This window comes from Halocynthiibacter sp. SDUM655004 (genome assembly GCF_026015885.1).
Taxonomy (GTDB): domain Bacteria; phylum Pseudomonadota; class Alphaproteobacteria; order Rhodobacterales; family Rhodobacteraceae; genus Falsihalocynthiibacter; species Falsihalocynthiibacter halioticoli.
The window spans coordinates 864364-878597 of the sequence record NZ_JAPDUG010000002.1 but is presented as its reverse complement, the minus strand read 5'-3'; the positions used below and the strand labels follow the sequence as shown (position 1 = coordinate 878597).

Sequence of the window (14234 nt, the reverse complement as noted above, 5' to 3'; positions counted from 1 at the left end):
CCTATATGGCACACGCAAAAAACCACGACTATCACATTCTACCGCCGTCAATCTGGCCTCTGGCCGGTGCCGTTTCGGGCTTCATCATGCTCTTCGGCGCGGTTATCTGGATGCAGGGTATCACGCCCTTCATGTTCCTGATTGGCCTCGCCGGTGTTCTCTATGTGATGTTTGAATGGTGGAGCGACGTAATCACCGAAGCGAACGAAGGTGATCACACACCTGTCGTGAAAATCGGTCTGCGCTACGGCGTTATCATGTTCATCATGTCTGAAATCATGTTCTTTGCAGCGTGGTTCTGGAGCTTCTTCAAGCACGCCATCTATCCCATGGGGCCAGAATCCCCAGCCGTTGACGGCGTTTGGCCGCCAGCAGGCATTGAAACATTCGATCCATGGCACCTGCCGCTGATCAACACGCTGATTCTGCTCTGCTCTGGTGCTGCGTGTACATGGGCGCACCACGCGATTGCTCATGAGAACAACCGCAAAGACCTGATCAATGGCCTTGCGATTTCGATCATCCTCGGTGTGTTCTTCACAATGTTCCAGATCTACGAATACAGCCACGCTGCATTCGGGTTCTCCGGCAACATCTATGGAGCCAACTTCTTCATGGCGACAGGCTTCCACGGCTTCCACGTTGTGATCGGAACCATCTTCCTCGCAGTTTGTTTGATCCGTGCGATGCGCGGCGCGTTCACACCCGAAGCGCACGTGGGCCTAGAAGCTGCGGCTTGGTACTGGCACTTTGTTGACGTTGTTTGGCTGTTCCTGTTTGCGGCTGTTTACGTCTGGGGCGGCTAATAGGAGCCGTTCGCACCTACGCGCTTTGTGTCGTGTGATAAAGAATAGTAAAGGCGCGGGAACTGTTCCGCGCCTTTTTACTTGGAGAGAAGAGCTTTATGAACCGCAAGTATATCTTGCCGCTTATATTCGGAATTGTCGGAACCCTGATTTTATGTTCGCTGGGTTTTTGGCAGCTTGATCGACTTGACGAGAAAACCGAGGAATTGGCCAAAATCGACGCGACAATTCTCGCCGATCCCGTGTCAGTTCCAGAGGTGCCGAATGAAGATCGCGATCAGTATTTACCGGTCAAGGCCGCTGGAACTGTCGGACCGCGCGAAATCACTGTTTTGGCATCGGTGCAAAAGATCGGGGCAGGGTACCGCATCATCTCGGAATTCACCCTAGAGAACGGACGGCGCATCCTGCTTGATCGTGGCTTTGTTGCTATTCCTGCCAAAGATGCGCCACGACCGGTTGTTGCAGCAGAAATCACGGGCAACCTGCTCTGGCCAGATGAGATGCAATCGTCAACGCCTCCGCCGGACTTAGATGCTGGCGTTTGGTTCGGACGGGACATTCCGGCAATGGCAAAAGCACTTGATACCGAACCCGTCCTGCTTGTCCAACGCAGCAGCACAGAGCCAAACTTGGTAACCACACCCTTTCCTGTTGATTCTTCGGGCATACCAAATCGCCACCTTGAATATGTTTTAACGTGGTTTGGGTTGGCAATTGTATGGTTTGGGATGACAGCGTTCTTTCTGTGGCGTATCAGGCAGAGAACCGTTTAGAGGCAGACTATGAAATATGTATCGACACGGGGCACAGCGCCCAGCTTGAGTTTTGAAGAAGCCATGATGACAGGTCTGGCCCGCGACGGAGGATTGTACGTTCCCGCCGAGATTCCGGTAATGTCACCAGAAGATATCGCTGGTCTAGCAGGCAAGTCATATGAAGAGATTGCTTTTATCGTGATGCGCCCGTTCATTGGCGATGCGTTCACAGATGAAGAATTCAAAGCAATCATTGCCCGCGCCTATGAAGGGTTCCGCCATGAGGCCAGAGCGCCGCTTGTTCAGCTTGGCCCCAATCATTTCCTTCTGGAACTGTTTCACGGCCCGACATTGGCATTCAAAGACTTCGCGATGCAACTTATTGGCCAGTTGTTTCAAGCCTCTCTTATGCGCGCGAACAAACGCGTAACCATTGTTGGCGCAACCTCTGGTGATACCGGTTCTGCGGCGATTGAAGCATTCCGTGGCCTGTCTAACGTGGATGTCTTTATCTTGTTTCCACACGGCCGTGTCAGCGACATCCAGCGCAAACAGATGACAACGCCGGAAGATGCAAACGTTCATGCCCTAGCGATGGATGGCGACTTTGACGACTGTCAGGCGCGCCTTAAGGACATGTTCAATGATTTCGAATTCCGAGATGGTGTAGGACTGGCAGGTGTGAACTCTATCAACTGGGCCCGCGTCCTGGCTCAGGTCGTATATTATTTTTCCTCCGCCGTTTCGCTCGGTGCGCCGCATCGCGAGGTTTCGTTCACAGTTCCAACTGGCAACTTCGGCGATATTTTTGCTGGGTACATTGCCAAGAAGATGGGCCTTCCGGTGCGTGAATTGGTGATCGCGACCAACCAGAACGATATTCTGCATCGCACACTCGAAACCGGAGAATACGCAAAGGCCGAAACAATCCCGAGCATGAGCCCAAGTATGGACATCCAAGTGTCCAGCAACTTTGAGCGCGCCTTGTTCGATATGTACGGCCGTGACGGTGGCGCAATTGCGCAGCTGATGGAAGAATTGAAGTCCGGCAGCTTCAAGATATCCCAAGGCGCGCTAGAGCAGCTTCGCGAAACATTCACGTCGGGTCGCGCCTCGGAAGAGGAGTGCGCAGACACCATCAGGGATATGGAGCGGACAACGGGCGAAATTCTATGCCCACACACCGCTGTGGCCGTTAAGGTTGCCAAAGAGCACCTAAGCGATGTTCCGATGATCACTCTCTCGACCGCGCATCCGGCAAAGTTCCCGGATGCGGTCATCGCCGCCTGTGGGCACTATCCAGATCTGCCCCCACATATGGCGGAGATGGCTGATAAACCCGAACGCGTCACGCGCGTTCCCAACGATCTCGATGCCCTGAAAAAGCTCGTTCACGAAAGGCGCGCACGTTGACCAGCCAAGTAACGACCCTGAATAACGGGTTTCGGATCGTCTCCGAAAATATGCCGGGACTGAAGTCCGCAAGCGTCGGAATTTGGGTTGCTGCCGGCGGACGCCACGAACGTCTTGAGCAAAACGGTATCGCGCATTTCCTTGAACATATGGCTTTCAAGGGAACCAAGTCGCGTAGCGCGCTTCAGATCGCGGAAGCCATCGAAGATGTTGGCGGCTATATCAATGCCTACACGAGCCGCGAGATGACGGCGTATTACGTGCGCGTCCTTGGTCAGGATGTGCCGCTTGGCCTTGATGTTATTTCGGATATCTTGCTCAACCCGACCTTTGAAGCCGCAGAGCTTGAAACAGAGCGCGGTGTTATTCTTCAGGAAATCGGACAGGCGCTCGACACGCCGGATGATGTTGTTTTTGATTGGCTGCAAGGTGCAACCTATCCCGACCAGCCAATCGGGCGCACAATCCTTGGCCCAGCAGAGAATGTTAGCTCTTTTCAAAGCAGCGACCTTTCTGAGTTTGTATCGGAGCACTACGGACCGGAGAACTTGATATTATCTGCTGCGGGTGACGTTGATCATGATGCGCTGGTAAAGGCGGCCGAGGCTCTGTTTGGCGGTCTTGCAAAAGGTGCGCGGCCAGCAGAGGCACCAGCAAGTTTCATTGGCGGTGAGCATCGGGTCGAGAAACAGTTGGAGCAAGCGCATTTTGCAATGTGCTTTGACGGCCCCGGATATCGAAACGATGACATTTACACGAGCCAGATTTTGGCATCGGCACTTGGCGGTGGAATGTCATCGCGACTGTTTCAAGAGGTGCGCGAAAAGCGCGGGCTCTGCTATACAATCTTCGCCCAAGCAGGGGCGTTTTCCGATGGCGGCACGACAACGATCTATGCGGGCACCAGTGGTGATCAATTGGCTGAGCTTGCTTGCCTTGCGGTGGACGAAGTCAAACGCGCGGCGGATGACATGTCAGAAAAAGAGGTCGCTCGCGCTCGCGCTCAAATGAAAGCAGGCATGCTAATGGGGCTAGAAAGCCCGAGCAGCCGCGCCGAACGGCTTGCGCGATTGGTTTCTATCTGGGGGCGAGTTCCGTCGCTAGAAGAAACGGTTGAGAAAGTTGATGCCGTTACGCATATGGGCGTGCGCGAGATGGCTGCTAAAATGTCCGCTGACGCTAGAATCTCTATGGCCACATACGGGCCAAAAGCAACATCTGTCTCGGTTCAGGAGTTGCGCGAGCGATTGGTTGGCTGATGTTTGTGCGGCGGAAAAAGGTTCTGATTGAAACTGAGCGCATGACACTGCGCTTGCCGCTGCATAGTGATTATCGGGCTTGGTCAACGCTGCGAAACGAAAGCCGCGCGTTTCTGATCCCGTGGGAGCCGCTCTGGTCGAGTGATCATCTGTCACGCAAATCGTTTACTAACCGTGTGTACTGGGCACAGCGATCAACTGTGAGCGGTAGCGCGCTCCCGCTATTCCTGACAGAGCGCCATAGCGGTGAGTTGCTTGGTGCGCTGACGCTAGACAATATTCGTAGAGGACCTTCGCAAGCGGGTACCTTGGGGTATTGGATCGGAGAGCGCCACGCTCGCAACGGTTACATGCGAGAAGCGATCCAAGCTGTGACGCACTATGCCTTCACAGTTCTCGATATTTCACGGCTTGAGGCCGCATGCCTGCCTGAAAACACAGCTTCGCGTGGTGTCCTTGAAAAATCCGGCTTCAAATATGAAGGTGTCGCGCAAAGCTATCTGCAGATTTCTGGGCGCTGGAGAAATCATGTTCTTTACGCCAATCTGAGACGCGATAGGCGCGGAAAAACCGACGTTAGGTAGCAAAACCATGTTGAATTCCTTGGATGCGGCATTTGTTGAGACGCTGGAAAGCCAGCTTCCAAAAGGGACGATTCAGCCTGCCGATAACCGTTATCTCGAAGAACCACGCGGTAGGTACTTTGGACAACCTGGTTTTGTTGCAAAGCCGAAATCAACCAAAGAAGTTTCTATTATCGTTGCTGCGTGCAACCAAGCACGGGTCGGTGTTGTGCCGTATGGGGGCGGAACGGGGCTTGTTGGCGGGCAGGTTTGCCCGGATGGGCCAGTTCCTCTAATCCTGTCGCTTGAACGCATGAACGCAATCCGAAACGTCCATGCAGAGGAGAACGTCATCATCGCGGAAGCGGGGGCGATCTTGCAAAATGTTCAAGAGGCCGCCGAGGAAAAGGGGCTACTATTTCCTTTATCACTTGCTTCAGAAGGCTCGTGCGGCATCGGCGGAAATTTGGCAACGAATGCGGGCGGCCTAAACGTTCTGAGATATGGTAATACGCGTGATCTCTGTTTGGGTCTGGAAGCTGTTCTGCCGGACGGGCAAATCTGGAATGGTTTGACGCGGCTGCGCAAAGATAACACGGGGTATGACCTGCGAAATCTTCTTATCGGTTCCGAAGGCAGCCTCGGGGTTATTACGGCGGCCGCTCTGAAGCTGTTCCCACGTCCGCAAAACTACGGCACCGCGCTATTTACTGTGCCATCGCCTGATGCCGCACTTGAGTTGCTAAACCTGTCTCGGCGTGTTGCTGGTAATGATGTGTCTGCGTTTGAACTCATGCATCGCGTTGGACTGGAATTTTTGCGCGAAACTCTTCCTGAAGTCCGGCAGCCGTTCGAAGATCTGCCGGAATGGCTCGTTCTGTTAGACTTGGGCGTGATCGGTTCTCAGGATTGCAGCGAATTGTTGCTTCATATTTTTGAAGATGGCATGGAACGTGGAGTCGTTCTGGATGGGCTCGTTGCGCAAAACGCCACACAGCGCGAGCAGTTCTGGGCAGTTCGAGAGCGTATTCCTCAGGCAAACAAGCGCATTGGTTCCATTGTGTCGAATGACGTTTCATTGCCGTTAAGCGAAATCGCCAACTTTATTGATGAAGGGCGTCGAAAACTCGAAGCCCTTGGCAATATCAGATTGAATTGTTTTGGGCATCTTGGTGATGGAAACCTGCATTTCAATGTATTTCCCGCGAAAGGAAAAAGCCGGGATGAATATGCAGATCTACGGCAGGAAATCCAGACGGTCGTGAATGAGTTGGTAGCCTCAAAGGGCGGTTCATTCTCCGCAGAGCATGGTGTTGGGCGGCTAAAGGCCGAAACCCTCGAAATCTATGGGGACGCGGCGAAACTTTCCGCAATGCGTGCAATCAAAGCTTCGCTGGATCCCAATGGAATTATGAATCCGGGTGCGGTGCTGCGCTAAAGGAAACGGGCGCCCCATCGGAGGTGAGGGGCGCCCTTTTGGCTCTTGCAAAAAACCTCCAATTCATAACTGGAATGTACCTGCTAGATCAGTTTCCTACCAATTTGTTGGCGATCAAAGCCCTTCGAATTCACACAAGCTCAATACTTCCATCCCCATGGCCTCAAGCCGCTTCCGGCCGCCAAGGTCAGGAAGATCGATAACAAATGAACAACTGATAATCTCTCCGCCAAGCCGCTCAATAAGTTTGATGCCAGCTTCGGCGGTTCCGCCGGTTGCAAGGAGGTCATCAACGAGTAGGATTTTCTCCCCTGGCTGGATGGCGTCCTCGTGGAGTTCCACAATGGCTTCACCGTATTCCAGCGTGTATTCTTGTGAGATTGTCCGACCAGGCAGTTTGCCTTTTTTGCGAACTGGAACAAAACCAACCGAAAGTTGGTGAGCAATGGCTCCCCCAAGAATAAAGCCGCGAGCTTCGAGGCCAACAACCTTGTCGATCTGTAGGCCAGCATAGGGGTGCAGCATTTGGTCGACGGCCATGCGAAAACCGCGCGGGTCTGCAAAAAGCGTTGTAACATCGCGGAACAGAATGCCTTCGTGGGGGAAATCTACGATCGTGCGAATGTAGTCTTTAACTGTTTTCTTGCTCATATTGGGTCCGTTCTTTCTTAGGCGGTATGCCAAGGTGATCGGGTTATCGATTTAGCACTCTACCGGCGACAGTATTTAGGTTAGCAACGAGTTCGGCGTCGCGCTTTTCTGGTGCGGTCAGGATCGCATGCTCAAGAGCACTGTCGCAACCTTGCTCGCAAGCGTTGCGTTTTGCGTCTAGAATTTCAGGAAGGCGCGCAACGAGGCCGCGCGCGTTATCTGCGTTGCCCATCAATGTTTTGATAATATCGGTGATGTCGACCTCGCCATGATCTGGATGCCAACTGTCGTAATCAGTGATCATCGCAAGGGAGGCATAGCATATCTCGGCTTCGCGCGCGAGTTTGGCCTCCGGCATATTCGTCATGCCAATCACGTCGCAGCCCCAGCTCTCGCGGTACATTTTGCTTTCTGCGATTGTGCTGAATTGTGGCCCCTCCATTGCAAGGTAGGTGCCGCCATTATGCATTTTAACACCCTGCGCTTTGCCCGCTTCGAAACAGGCTTCTGACAAACGACTGCAGGTTGGATGCGCAACGGAAACATGCGCGACGCACCCTTCTCCAAAGAAGCTCTTTTCCCTTGCGAAAGTTCTGTCGATAAATTGGTCGACAACTACAAAGTCTCCGGGGGCCATCTCTTCGCGAAACGAACCGCAAGCTGAAACCGAAATGATATCAGTCACGCCGAGTTGCTTTAAGGCATCGATATTTGCTCGGTAGGGAACGGAACTTGGCGAATGAACGTGGCCTCTGCCGTGTCTAGGCAAGAACGCCATTGGTAAACCGTTGAGTGTGCCTGTGAAAATAGCATCGCTTGGTGCGCCCCATGGCGTTGAAAGTTCGACCCATTTCGCATCTTGCAGGCCATCGATCTCGTATAAACCCGAACCGCCAATTACGCCGATCATTGTTTCACGTGTCATTGATCAAACCTCCGGCCGCGTTAAGCTAAACAGGTTCTCAACTCTTGAATAATCACGGTATCCAAGCCGTGCGAGAGGCGAGAAACTTGTGACGTCAAACACACCATCTTTAATGCAATCGTCGCGGAGATGAACGCCTACCACCTCGCCGAATACTGTGAAATTTGCCTCGCCCGGAAGCTTTACAATTTGCGTAAGTTTGCATTCTAGGCTTGCGGGAGCGTTTGCAACGCGTGGGGCATTGATCTCGCTGCATTCCGATTTTTCAACGCCCGCCAGTTCAAATTCATTGGTCTCTTTTGGATAGGCACCGGACGTTTTATTCATCATATCGCGCATTTCGTATGCGACAATATTTACACAGAAGACCTCTGTTTCCCGAATGTTGCTAACAGTGTCCTTCGTTCCATCGCGATCCAGTTTGGCGCTTGTCGAGGCAAACATAATCTGTGGCGGTTCATATGCTACGGCATTGAAGAAGGAATAGGGGGCAAGGTTTTCATTTCCATCGGAATCTCTCGTTGAGATCCACGCAATCGGTCTTGGGGTTACAACCGCGTTGAAAGGGTTATGCGGTAAGCCGTGACCGTTTTTTGGGATATAGAACATGCGAGGCCTTTCTTGTATTTGAACAAGAGGTAACGCCGTGTTAGGGGCGTTGCCAGCAAAAACGGAGAAAGTCGCGTGTATCAATTGCACCGCGAGGAAAAATCGGACTGGTGGGAGGTGGAAGCGCTCTATGATCTGTGCTTTGCACCGGGTCGAGAGGCGCTTACTTCATATCGGTTTCGTGACGGCGTGCCGCCCGTTGAAGGGTTGTCACTTGTTGCGCGTGATGAAGAGGGCATACTGGCTGGTGCCATCAGGTTTTGGCCGGTGCAGGTTGATAATCAGCCTGTGTTGTTGTTGGGGCCAGTTGCCGTCCATCCGACGAGGCAGGGCGAAGGTTTGGGAGACTTGCTGATCCGCTCCAGCCTTGAGAAAGCAACAAATGAAAGCTGGGAGCGGGTCATGCTTGTGGGGGACGAACCGTATTATGGACGGTTTGGATTTACCCGACTGAATGGGGTGATCATGCCGCCATTAACCAATCCAGAACGTGTACTTGGCCTTGCGTTGCAAGCTGGCGCTTGGGACGAATGTGCAGGGCTTGTAGAGAAAATGCCGGTTTGAATTCTGGGAGCCGTATCAGTTGCGGTCGGCCAGTTTCTCGCAGGGCGGCGTAGTCTTGAAATCAAGTAAATGCACGCGGCAAGCAGCAGATAGGTCATTGTTCCGGTCCCGGAGTAGGCGAGCAGCGCGAGTGACAGCGAAAATCCGGCGTCCAGAGCCACAATTGCCGAAATGCTTCCAATACAAAATCCCATCACAACAGAGCCGATCATCAAGCGTCCTCCTGATACGCAATTCTTAACTGTGATCGAAGCTACCGAATAATCGTTTCTGGCCGGTTAACGGGAAAAGTATTTTCAGACATGTTCGTACAAAGGGCGTTATTCTTCAATAAGAAGGGATAATCGCGGCTGTGCAATAACTGGCACTTAAGTTGCTTGTTTTAAACATTTATTTTGACTTCGCGAAGTCTAACAAAGCCAATGCTAACGTAATGGCGATACCACTTGCGATGTATAGGAGAAACGAGGATTTCCAACCAACGCCAAGAGCAAGTGCCGCTACTGTAACGATAACAGCGACTAGAAATCCCTTAACCACGAATCGCAATTTCTTGTCTCAGCTTTTGATTAGTCAGCGCCAACGCGCTCGCGCAGCCACTCTTCGATCGCGGGACGCACGGACTGGGTGCCGCTGTTGCGCGCCTCATCAATCACAGACTTGGCTTCGGCAAGGTTTATGCTTCTAAGCATGCTTTTGATTGGCCCGATTGATGCTGGCCGCATAGAGAGAGTGCGCAGCCCCATCGCGGCAAAGCAAAGTGCTTCGAGAGGGCGCCCAGCGTCCTCGCCGCAGAAAGACACAGGTGTATTTGTGGACTCGCAGCGTTCTACAATTTGCTCAATAAAACTCAGGAAACTGACATTTAGTGAATCATATCGCTTGCGAACGCGCTCGTTTTCTCGGTCTGCAGCAAAGAAAAATTGTTTAAGGTCGTTACCGCCAATCGAAATGAAATCACAACTCTCGAAGAATTGCGTGGGGGCATAAGCGAGAGATGGGGTCTCTAACATTGCTCCAATTTCAACGCTTTCGGGCAAGATGTGACCGAGGCGGGCTTCGTTCTCGAGCTCTTTCTCCAACAGCGCCCGCGCGACACGATATTCATCGAACTGAGCCACGAAGGGAAACATCACAGACAATGGCCGTCCAGCACAGGCGCGGATAAAGGCCTGAAGCTGCATGCGCATAACGCCCGGCTTGTCGAGGCCGAGGCGTATGGCGCGCCAGCCCATAGCTGGGTTCGGCTCTTCTTGAGGCTTCATGTAGGGCAGAACCTTATCTGAGCCGATATCCAGCGTGCGGAAAACAACTTTCTGTCCGTCAGCGGCCGCAAGAACGCGCTGATACAGGGCAACCAATTCGCCGCGTTTCGGCATTTGGTTGCGGATCAGGAACTGAAGCTCTGTGCGAAACAGTCCAACGCCGTTTGCGCCGGATGATTCCAACGACGGCAAATCGGCCATCAAACCGGCATTCATCGAAAGCCTGATCTCTGTTCCGTCTTTTGTAATTGCAGGCAATTCGCGGATCGAGGAATACTTCTCGGCAGCGGTGGTCTGCATTGCGATCTTGTCGCGGAAAGCAGTTTTAATGCTGTCTTCGGGGCGAAGATGGACGATGCCCTGTTCGCCATCCACGAGCACGTGATCACCGTTAAGGGCTTCGGTGATAATCCGATCGGCGTTGATAACAAGAGGTATTGCGAGCGCACGAGCGACAATCGCTGCATGGCTCCCGACTGACCCTTCTTCAAGGATTATACCTTTGAGGCTGCGGCCATATTCGAGCAACTCTCCGGGGCCTATGTTGCGCGCGACCAATACGGGATCACTGGGCATCTCGGCGCCAGTGTCTTTACCCTGACCGGTCAAAATACGCAGAAGACGGTTGGAAAGATCATCCAAATCATGGAGCCGTTCGCGCAAATAGGCGTCCGGCACCTGACTCATGCGCGCGCGCGCTTTGCTTTGTTCTTTTTCGACCGCGGCCTCTGCCGAAAGGCCGCGCGCAATGTCTTCTTCCATGCGCCGCATCCAGCCCTTGGAATTGGCAAACATGCGATAGGCTTCCAGAACCTTTACCTGCTCGGTGTCGCCCGTCATCGCGCCTGCGAGCATCTCATCGACAGACATTCGCAATGTATCAACGGCTTCGTGCAAACGTTCGCGCTCTGCGTGAGGGTCATCAGCGATCGGGTTCGTTACAACGACGCGTGGTTCGTGGAGAAAGACATGCCCTTCGGCTGTCCCTTCTTGTCCGACGCCGCCGCGTATCATAACCGGGTGTTGATGACGCGCAGACAGAGCGGCCCCTTCACCTATAAAGGCACCGAGTTCTGCCATTTCAGCAAGGACCATCGCAACGACCTCGAGCGCATAGACCTCATCTTCGGAGAATTCGCGGGCGGTTCTGGACTGAACAACAAGAACCCCAAGCGCATCGCCAAGCCGCTGAATCGGGACACCAAGGAAACTGCTGTATATTTCCTCGCCGGTTTCCGGCATATAGCGGAAGCCACGCTCTTTTGGCGCATCAGCAGAGTTCACAACTGAGCCGCTCTTGGCCACGCGACCAACGAGGCCTTCGCCAAGTCGCATACGCGTTTGGTGAACCGCTTCAGCTTTCAGCCCTTCGGTTGCGCAGAGTTCTAGCGTCTCGTCATCACGGAAGAGGTAGATTGAACACACCTCTGTCGCCATCGAATCTGCGATCAGATGGGTGATGTGATCAAGGCGCTCCTGACCTTCGCTATCTTCGGCCAACGCCTCTCTGAGCCGCCCGAGGAGCTTCCGGCTTTCGCTTTCTGTGCTGTCGGCCATATGGCCCCTTTTGTAATGCCTGTGAACTAAGCCACTTTTTCCAATTCAAAGGCATCATGCAGGGCTTGGACCGCAAGTTCCATATATTTCCGGTCTATGAGCACAGAAACTTTGATCTCTGAGGTTGTAATAACCTTGATATTGATGCCCTCGGCGTTGAGAGCAGCAAACATCTTAGCGGCAACACCTGTGTGGCTTCTCATGCCGATTCCGACAACGCTCACCTTGGCGACATCTGTATCTGTGACGAGGTCATGATAATTGATGCTGCCCGATGTTTTAGCATCTTCCATTGCTTTTTCAGCACGTGCGACCTGATCTGTTGGGAGCGAAAATGTCATGTCGGTACGGCCATCTTCGGAGATGTTCTGCACGATCATGTCAACATTTACGCCTGATTCTGAAAGTGGCCCAAAGATCGCGGCGGCAATGCCTGGGCGGTCAGCAACCGAGATAAGTGTCATCTTCGCTTCGTCCCGAGAATAGGCGACGCCAGCTACTACATTGCTTTCCATGATTTCCTCCTCGTCGCACACTAGAGTGCCGGATGTATCTGTTTGTTCGTCAAAGGACGAAAGAACGCGCAGTTTCACTTTATAGCGCATTGCAAGCTCTACGGAGCGCGTTTGCAGAACCTTTGCCCCAAGACTGGCGAGTTCAAGCATCTCTTCAAATGCGATCCGGTCAAGCTTGCGCGCCTTTGAACTGATGCGCGGATCAGTCGTATAAACACCGTCAACATCAGTATAGATGTCGCAGCGCTCTGCGCCAAATGCGGCAGCAAAAGCAACAGCGGTTGTGTCTGAGCCGCCGCGACCAAGCGTTGTAATCCGGCCCTCTGGGCTGACACCTTGGAAACCAGCAACAACCGCAACACGCATCCCTTCGGCAAACTTGCCGTTGATGTTTTCTGTCTGGATGTCTTCAATGCGCGCGGCGCTATGTGCGGATGTAGTTTGCACCGGAACCTGCCAGCCTTGCCAGCTTCGTGCAGGAACGTCCATCTCCTGAAGCGTCAATGCCATGAGGCCTGCTGTTACCTGCTCGCCGGAACTCACCACCGCGTCGTACTCGCGCGCGTCAAATAGTGGTGACGTTTCCTTGACCCAGCCAACAAGTTCGTTCGTTTTGCCCGACATCGCCGAGACAATAACGATTACATCATAGCCCTTCGCAACCTCTACGCCGACGCGTTTGGCTGCACGCCGAATACGGTCGAGTGTCGCAACTGAAGTGCCCCCGAATTTCATGACCAAAAGCGGCATGGGTGCTCCTTTTTGGTTAAACCGCGTGTGTCTTAGGCGGAAGTGGTCTCAAGAGCAAGCAGGGAAGGAGCAAACAGCACAAAAGAACGGTCATTCAACGCGCGTTTCGAGTGCCAATCGCGGTTAATTCGTTTTTCGCGCCGGTACGAACGGGAGAGGGGCGACGGGAATGCCATCATCAATTAAAGACTTCGCATCTTTCAGCGAAGTTTCTCCATAGATAGGGCGCTCCGGCGCATCCCCATCATGTATCGCGCGGGCCTCGTCGCTAAACTTATCACCAACGTAGTCTGATGTTGCTTCTATATGCGCTTTCAGCTCGCGAATTTGCTTCTCGATATCAGCTGGAGGAGCAGACTGCGCAGAGGGCGCTGCATCAGTTGGGTCGGCTTCCGGGGCACGTTTGGCCATCCCCGATTGAACACGTGGCGCCATAACCGCTTTGCTGATCTCTGTATCGCCGCAATCCGGACACGAGACCATCCCAGACGCATTAACCTTTTCAAATGCAGCACCGGATTGAAACCAGCTCTCGAAGCTGTGTTCATTGCTGCATTTCAGGGCAAAGCGGATCATTTAGCGGGTCCTATCTTGGGTGCACTCTTTATATAGGTAAGCGGCGGCTCGTGTTTAAGGCCAATTCAAGCGGCCATGCAATACTTAATAAATCTTGGGGTTGAACCGCTTAAGTATTGCCGCCAATTCTGGCTCTTTCACAAGTTTTGCGGCTTTTTTCGGGCTTACCCATTTGCGTTTGCGGGATTTGCGTTCCGGGTATTCTTTGGCCAGCTTTTTTACTTTGATTGGATAAAGCGCGACTATACACGGAAGCGCTGCTTTTGTGTCTGGGTCTTTCGTATAGGAATAGACGCCTACACAGAATTCTTTAACTTTGCCTTTCGCGCCAGCCTCTTCCCAAGCTTCGATAGCGGCGGCTTCCCCAGCGGTTTGTCCATCCATCGGCCATCCCTTTGGTACAATCCATCGGCCAGAGCGCCGCGTTGTAACCAAAAGAACCTGAACGCGTGCATTTACCACGCGATAACAAATAGCTCCAAACTGCGTTCGAATCCCGCGCTTTCCTTCCGCGGGAAGATACAAAGGTTGCGGGCTTATGCGTGCCACTTTCTTTTTCTCAACTTTTTTTCTGATGGCGTCACC

Annotated in this window: 14 protein-coding genes; 7 read left to right on the top strand and 7 right to left on the bottom strand. The window is 53.0% G+C overall.

Annotated features, from left to right (window positions below):
- Nucleotides 1-5 precede the first annotated feature (5 nt).
- The 6 genes from N9C89_RS11870 to N9C89_RS11845 all read left to right on the top strand — a co-directional run bounded on the left by N9C89_RS11870 (nt 6) and on the right by N9C89_RS11845 (nt 6237).
- Nucleotides 6-806, top strand: a complete 801-nt coding sequence (locus N9C89_RS11870) for a cytochrome c oxidase subunit 3 (protein WP_263954100.1) — start codon at nt 6-8, stop codon at nt 804-806.
- Between the two features lie 98 nt (nt 807-904).
- Complete coding sequence (locus N9C89_RS11865; protein ID WP_263954099.1) at nt 905-1582, top strand: SURF1 family protein; 678 nt, start codon at nt 905-907, stop codon at nt 1580-1582.
- Nucleotides 1583-1591: 9 nt separating this feature from the next.
- Nucleotides 1592-2977 carry a threonine synthase gene (thrC, locus tag N9C89_RS11860; RefSeq protein WP_263954098.1) on the top strand — a complete coding sequence of 462 codons (1386 nt, stop codon included), beginning with the start codon at nt 1592-1594 and terminating at the stop codon, nt 2975-2977.
- Nucleotides 2974-4236, top strand: a complete 1263-nt coding sequence (locus tag N9C89_RS11855) for a M16 family metallopeptidase (protein WP_263954097.1) — start codon at nt 2974-2976, stop codon at nt 4234-4236. Before thrC ends, N9C89_RS11855 begins: the two co-directional genes overlap by 4 nt.
- Nucleotides 4236-4820, top strand: coding sequence for a GNAT family N-acetyltransferase (locus tag N9C89_RS11850; protein WP_263954096.1), 585 nt, complete (start codon nt 4236-4238; stop codon nt 4818-4820). The genes N9C89_RS11855 and N9C89_RS11850 overlap by 1 nt, the downstream gene beginning before the upstream one ends.
- Before the next feature lie 7 nt (nt 4821-4827).
- Nucleotides 4828-6237: an FAD-binding oxidoreductase gene (locus N9C89_RS11845; RefSeq protein WP_263954095.1), complete on the top strand. Its 1410-nt coding sequence runs from the start codon at nt 4828-4830 to the stop codon at nt 6235-6237.
- Between the two features lie 114 nt (nt 6238-6351).
- Here N9C89_RS11845 and N9C89_RS11840 read toward each other — a convergent pair whose 3' ends face one another.
- Genes N9C89_RS11840 through N9C89_RS11830 form a run of 3 tightly spaced genes read right to left on the bottom strand, consistent with a single transcriptional unit; the run spans nt 6352 to nt 8422 of the window.
- Entirely contained in the window at nt 6352-6888 is a 537-nt protein-coding gene (locus N9C89_RS11840) for an adenine phosphoribosyltransferase (protein ID WP_263954094.1), read from the bottom strand.
- 43 nt (nt 6889-6931) lie between these two features.
- Nucleotides 6932-7813 carry an S-methyl-5'-thioadenosine phosphorylase gene (locus N9C89_RS11835; protein WP_263954093.1) on the bottom strand — a complete coding sequence of 294 codons (882 nt, stop codon included), beginning with the start codon at nt 7811-7813 and terminating at the stop codon, nt 6932-6934.
- A 3-nt stretch (nt 7814-7816) separates the two neighbouring features.
- Nucleotides 7817-8422 (bottom strand): flavin reductase family protein, encoded by a 606-nt coding sequence (locus N9C89_RS11830; protein WP_263954091.1) that lies wholly within the window; start codon nt 8420-8422, stop codon nt 7817-7819.
- 75 nt (nt 8423-8497) lie between these two features.
- Here N9C89_RS11830 and N9C89_RS11825 point away from each other — a divergent pair, with 75 nt between their 5' ends.
- Nucleotides 8498-8986, top strand: coding sequence for a GNAT family N-acetyltransferase (locus N9C89_RS11825; RefSeq protein WP_263954090.1), 489 nt, complete (start codon nt 8498-8500; stop codon nt 8984-8986).
- Between the two features lie 569 nt (nt 8987-9555).
- Here the strand turns inward: N9C89_RS11825 and ptsP are convergent.
- The 4 genes from ptsP to N9C89_RS11805 form a co-directional block, all read right to left on the bottom strand.
- The gene (ptsP, locus tag N9C89_RS11820) at nt 9556-11808 is read right to left on the bottom strand and encodes a phosphoenolpyruvate--protein phosphotransferase (protein ID WP_263954089.1); all 2253 of its coding nucleotides are present in this window, start codon (nt 11806-11808) and stop codon (nt 9556-9558) included.
- A gap of 26 nt (nt 11809-11834) precedes the next feature.
- Nucleotides 11835-13073, bottom strand: a complete 1239-nt coding sequence (locus tag N9C89_RS11815) for an aspartate kinase (RefSeq protein ID WP_263954088.1) — start codon at nt 13071-13073, stop codon at nt 11835-11837.
- A 123-nt stretch (nt 13074-13196) separates the two neighbouring features.
- Nucleotides 13197-13649 (bottom strand): DUF1178 family protein, encoded by a 453-nt coding sequence (locus tag N9C89_RS11810; RefSeq protein WP_263954087.1) that lies wholly within the window; start codon nt 13647-13649, stop codon nt 13197-13199.
- 84 nt (nt 13650-13733) lie between these two features.
- Entirely contained in the window at nt 13734-14198 is a 465-nt protein-coding gene (locus N9C89_RS11805; RefSeq protein WP_317134932.1) for an NUDIX hydrolase, read from the bottom strand.
- Nucleotides 14199-14234: the final 36 nt, after the last annotated feature.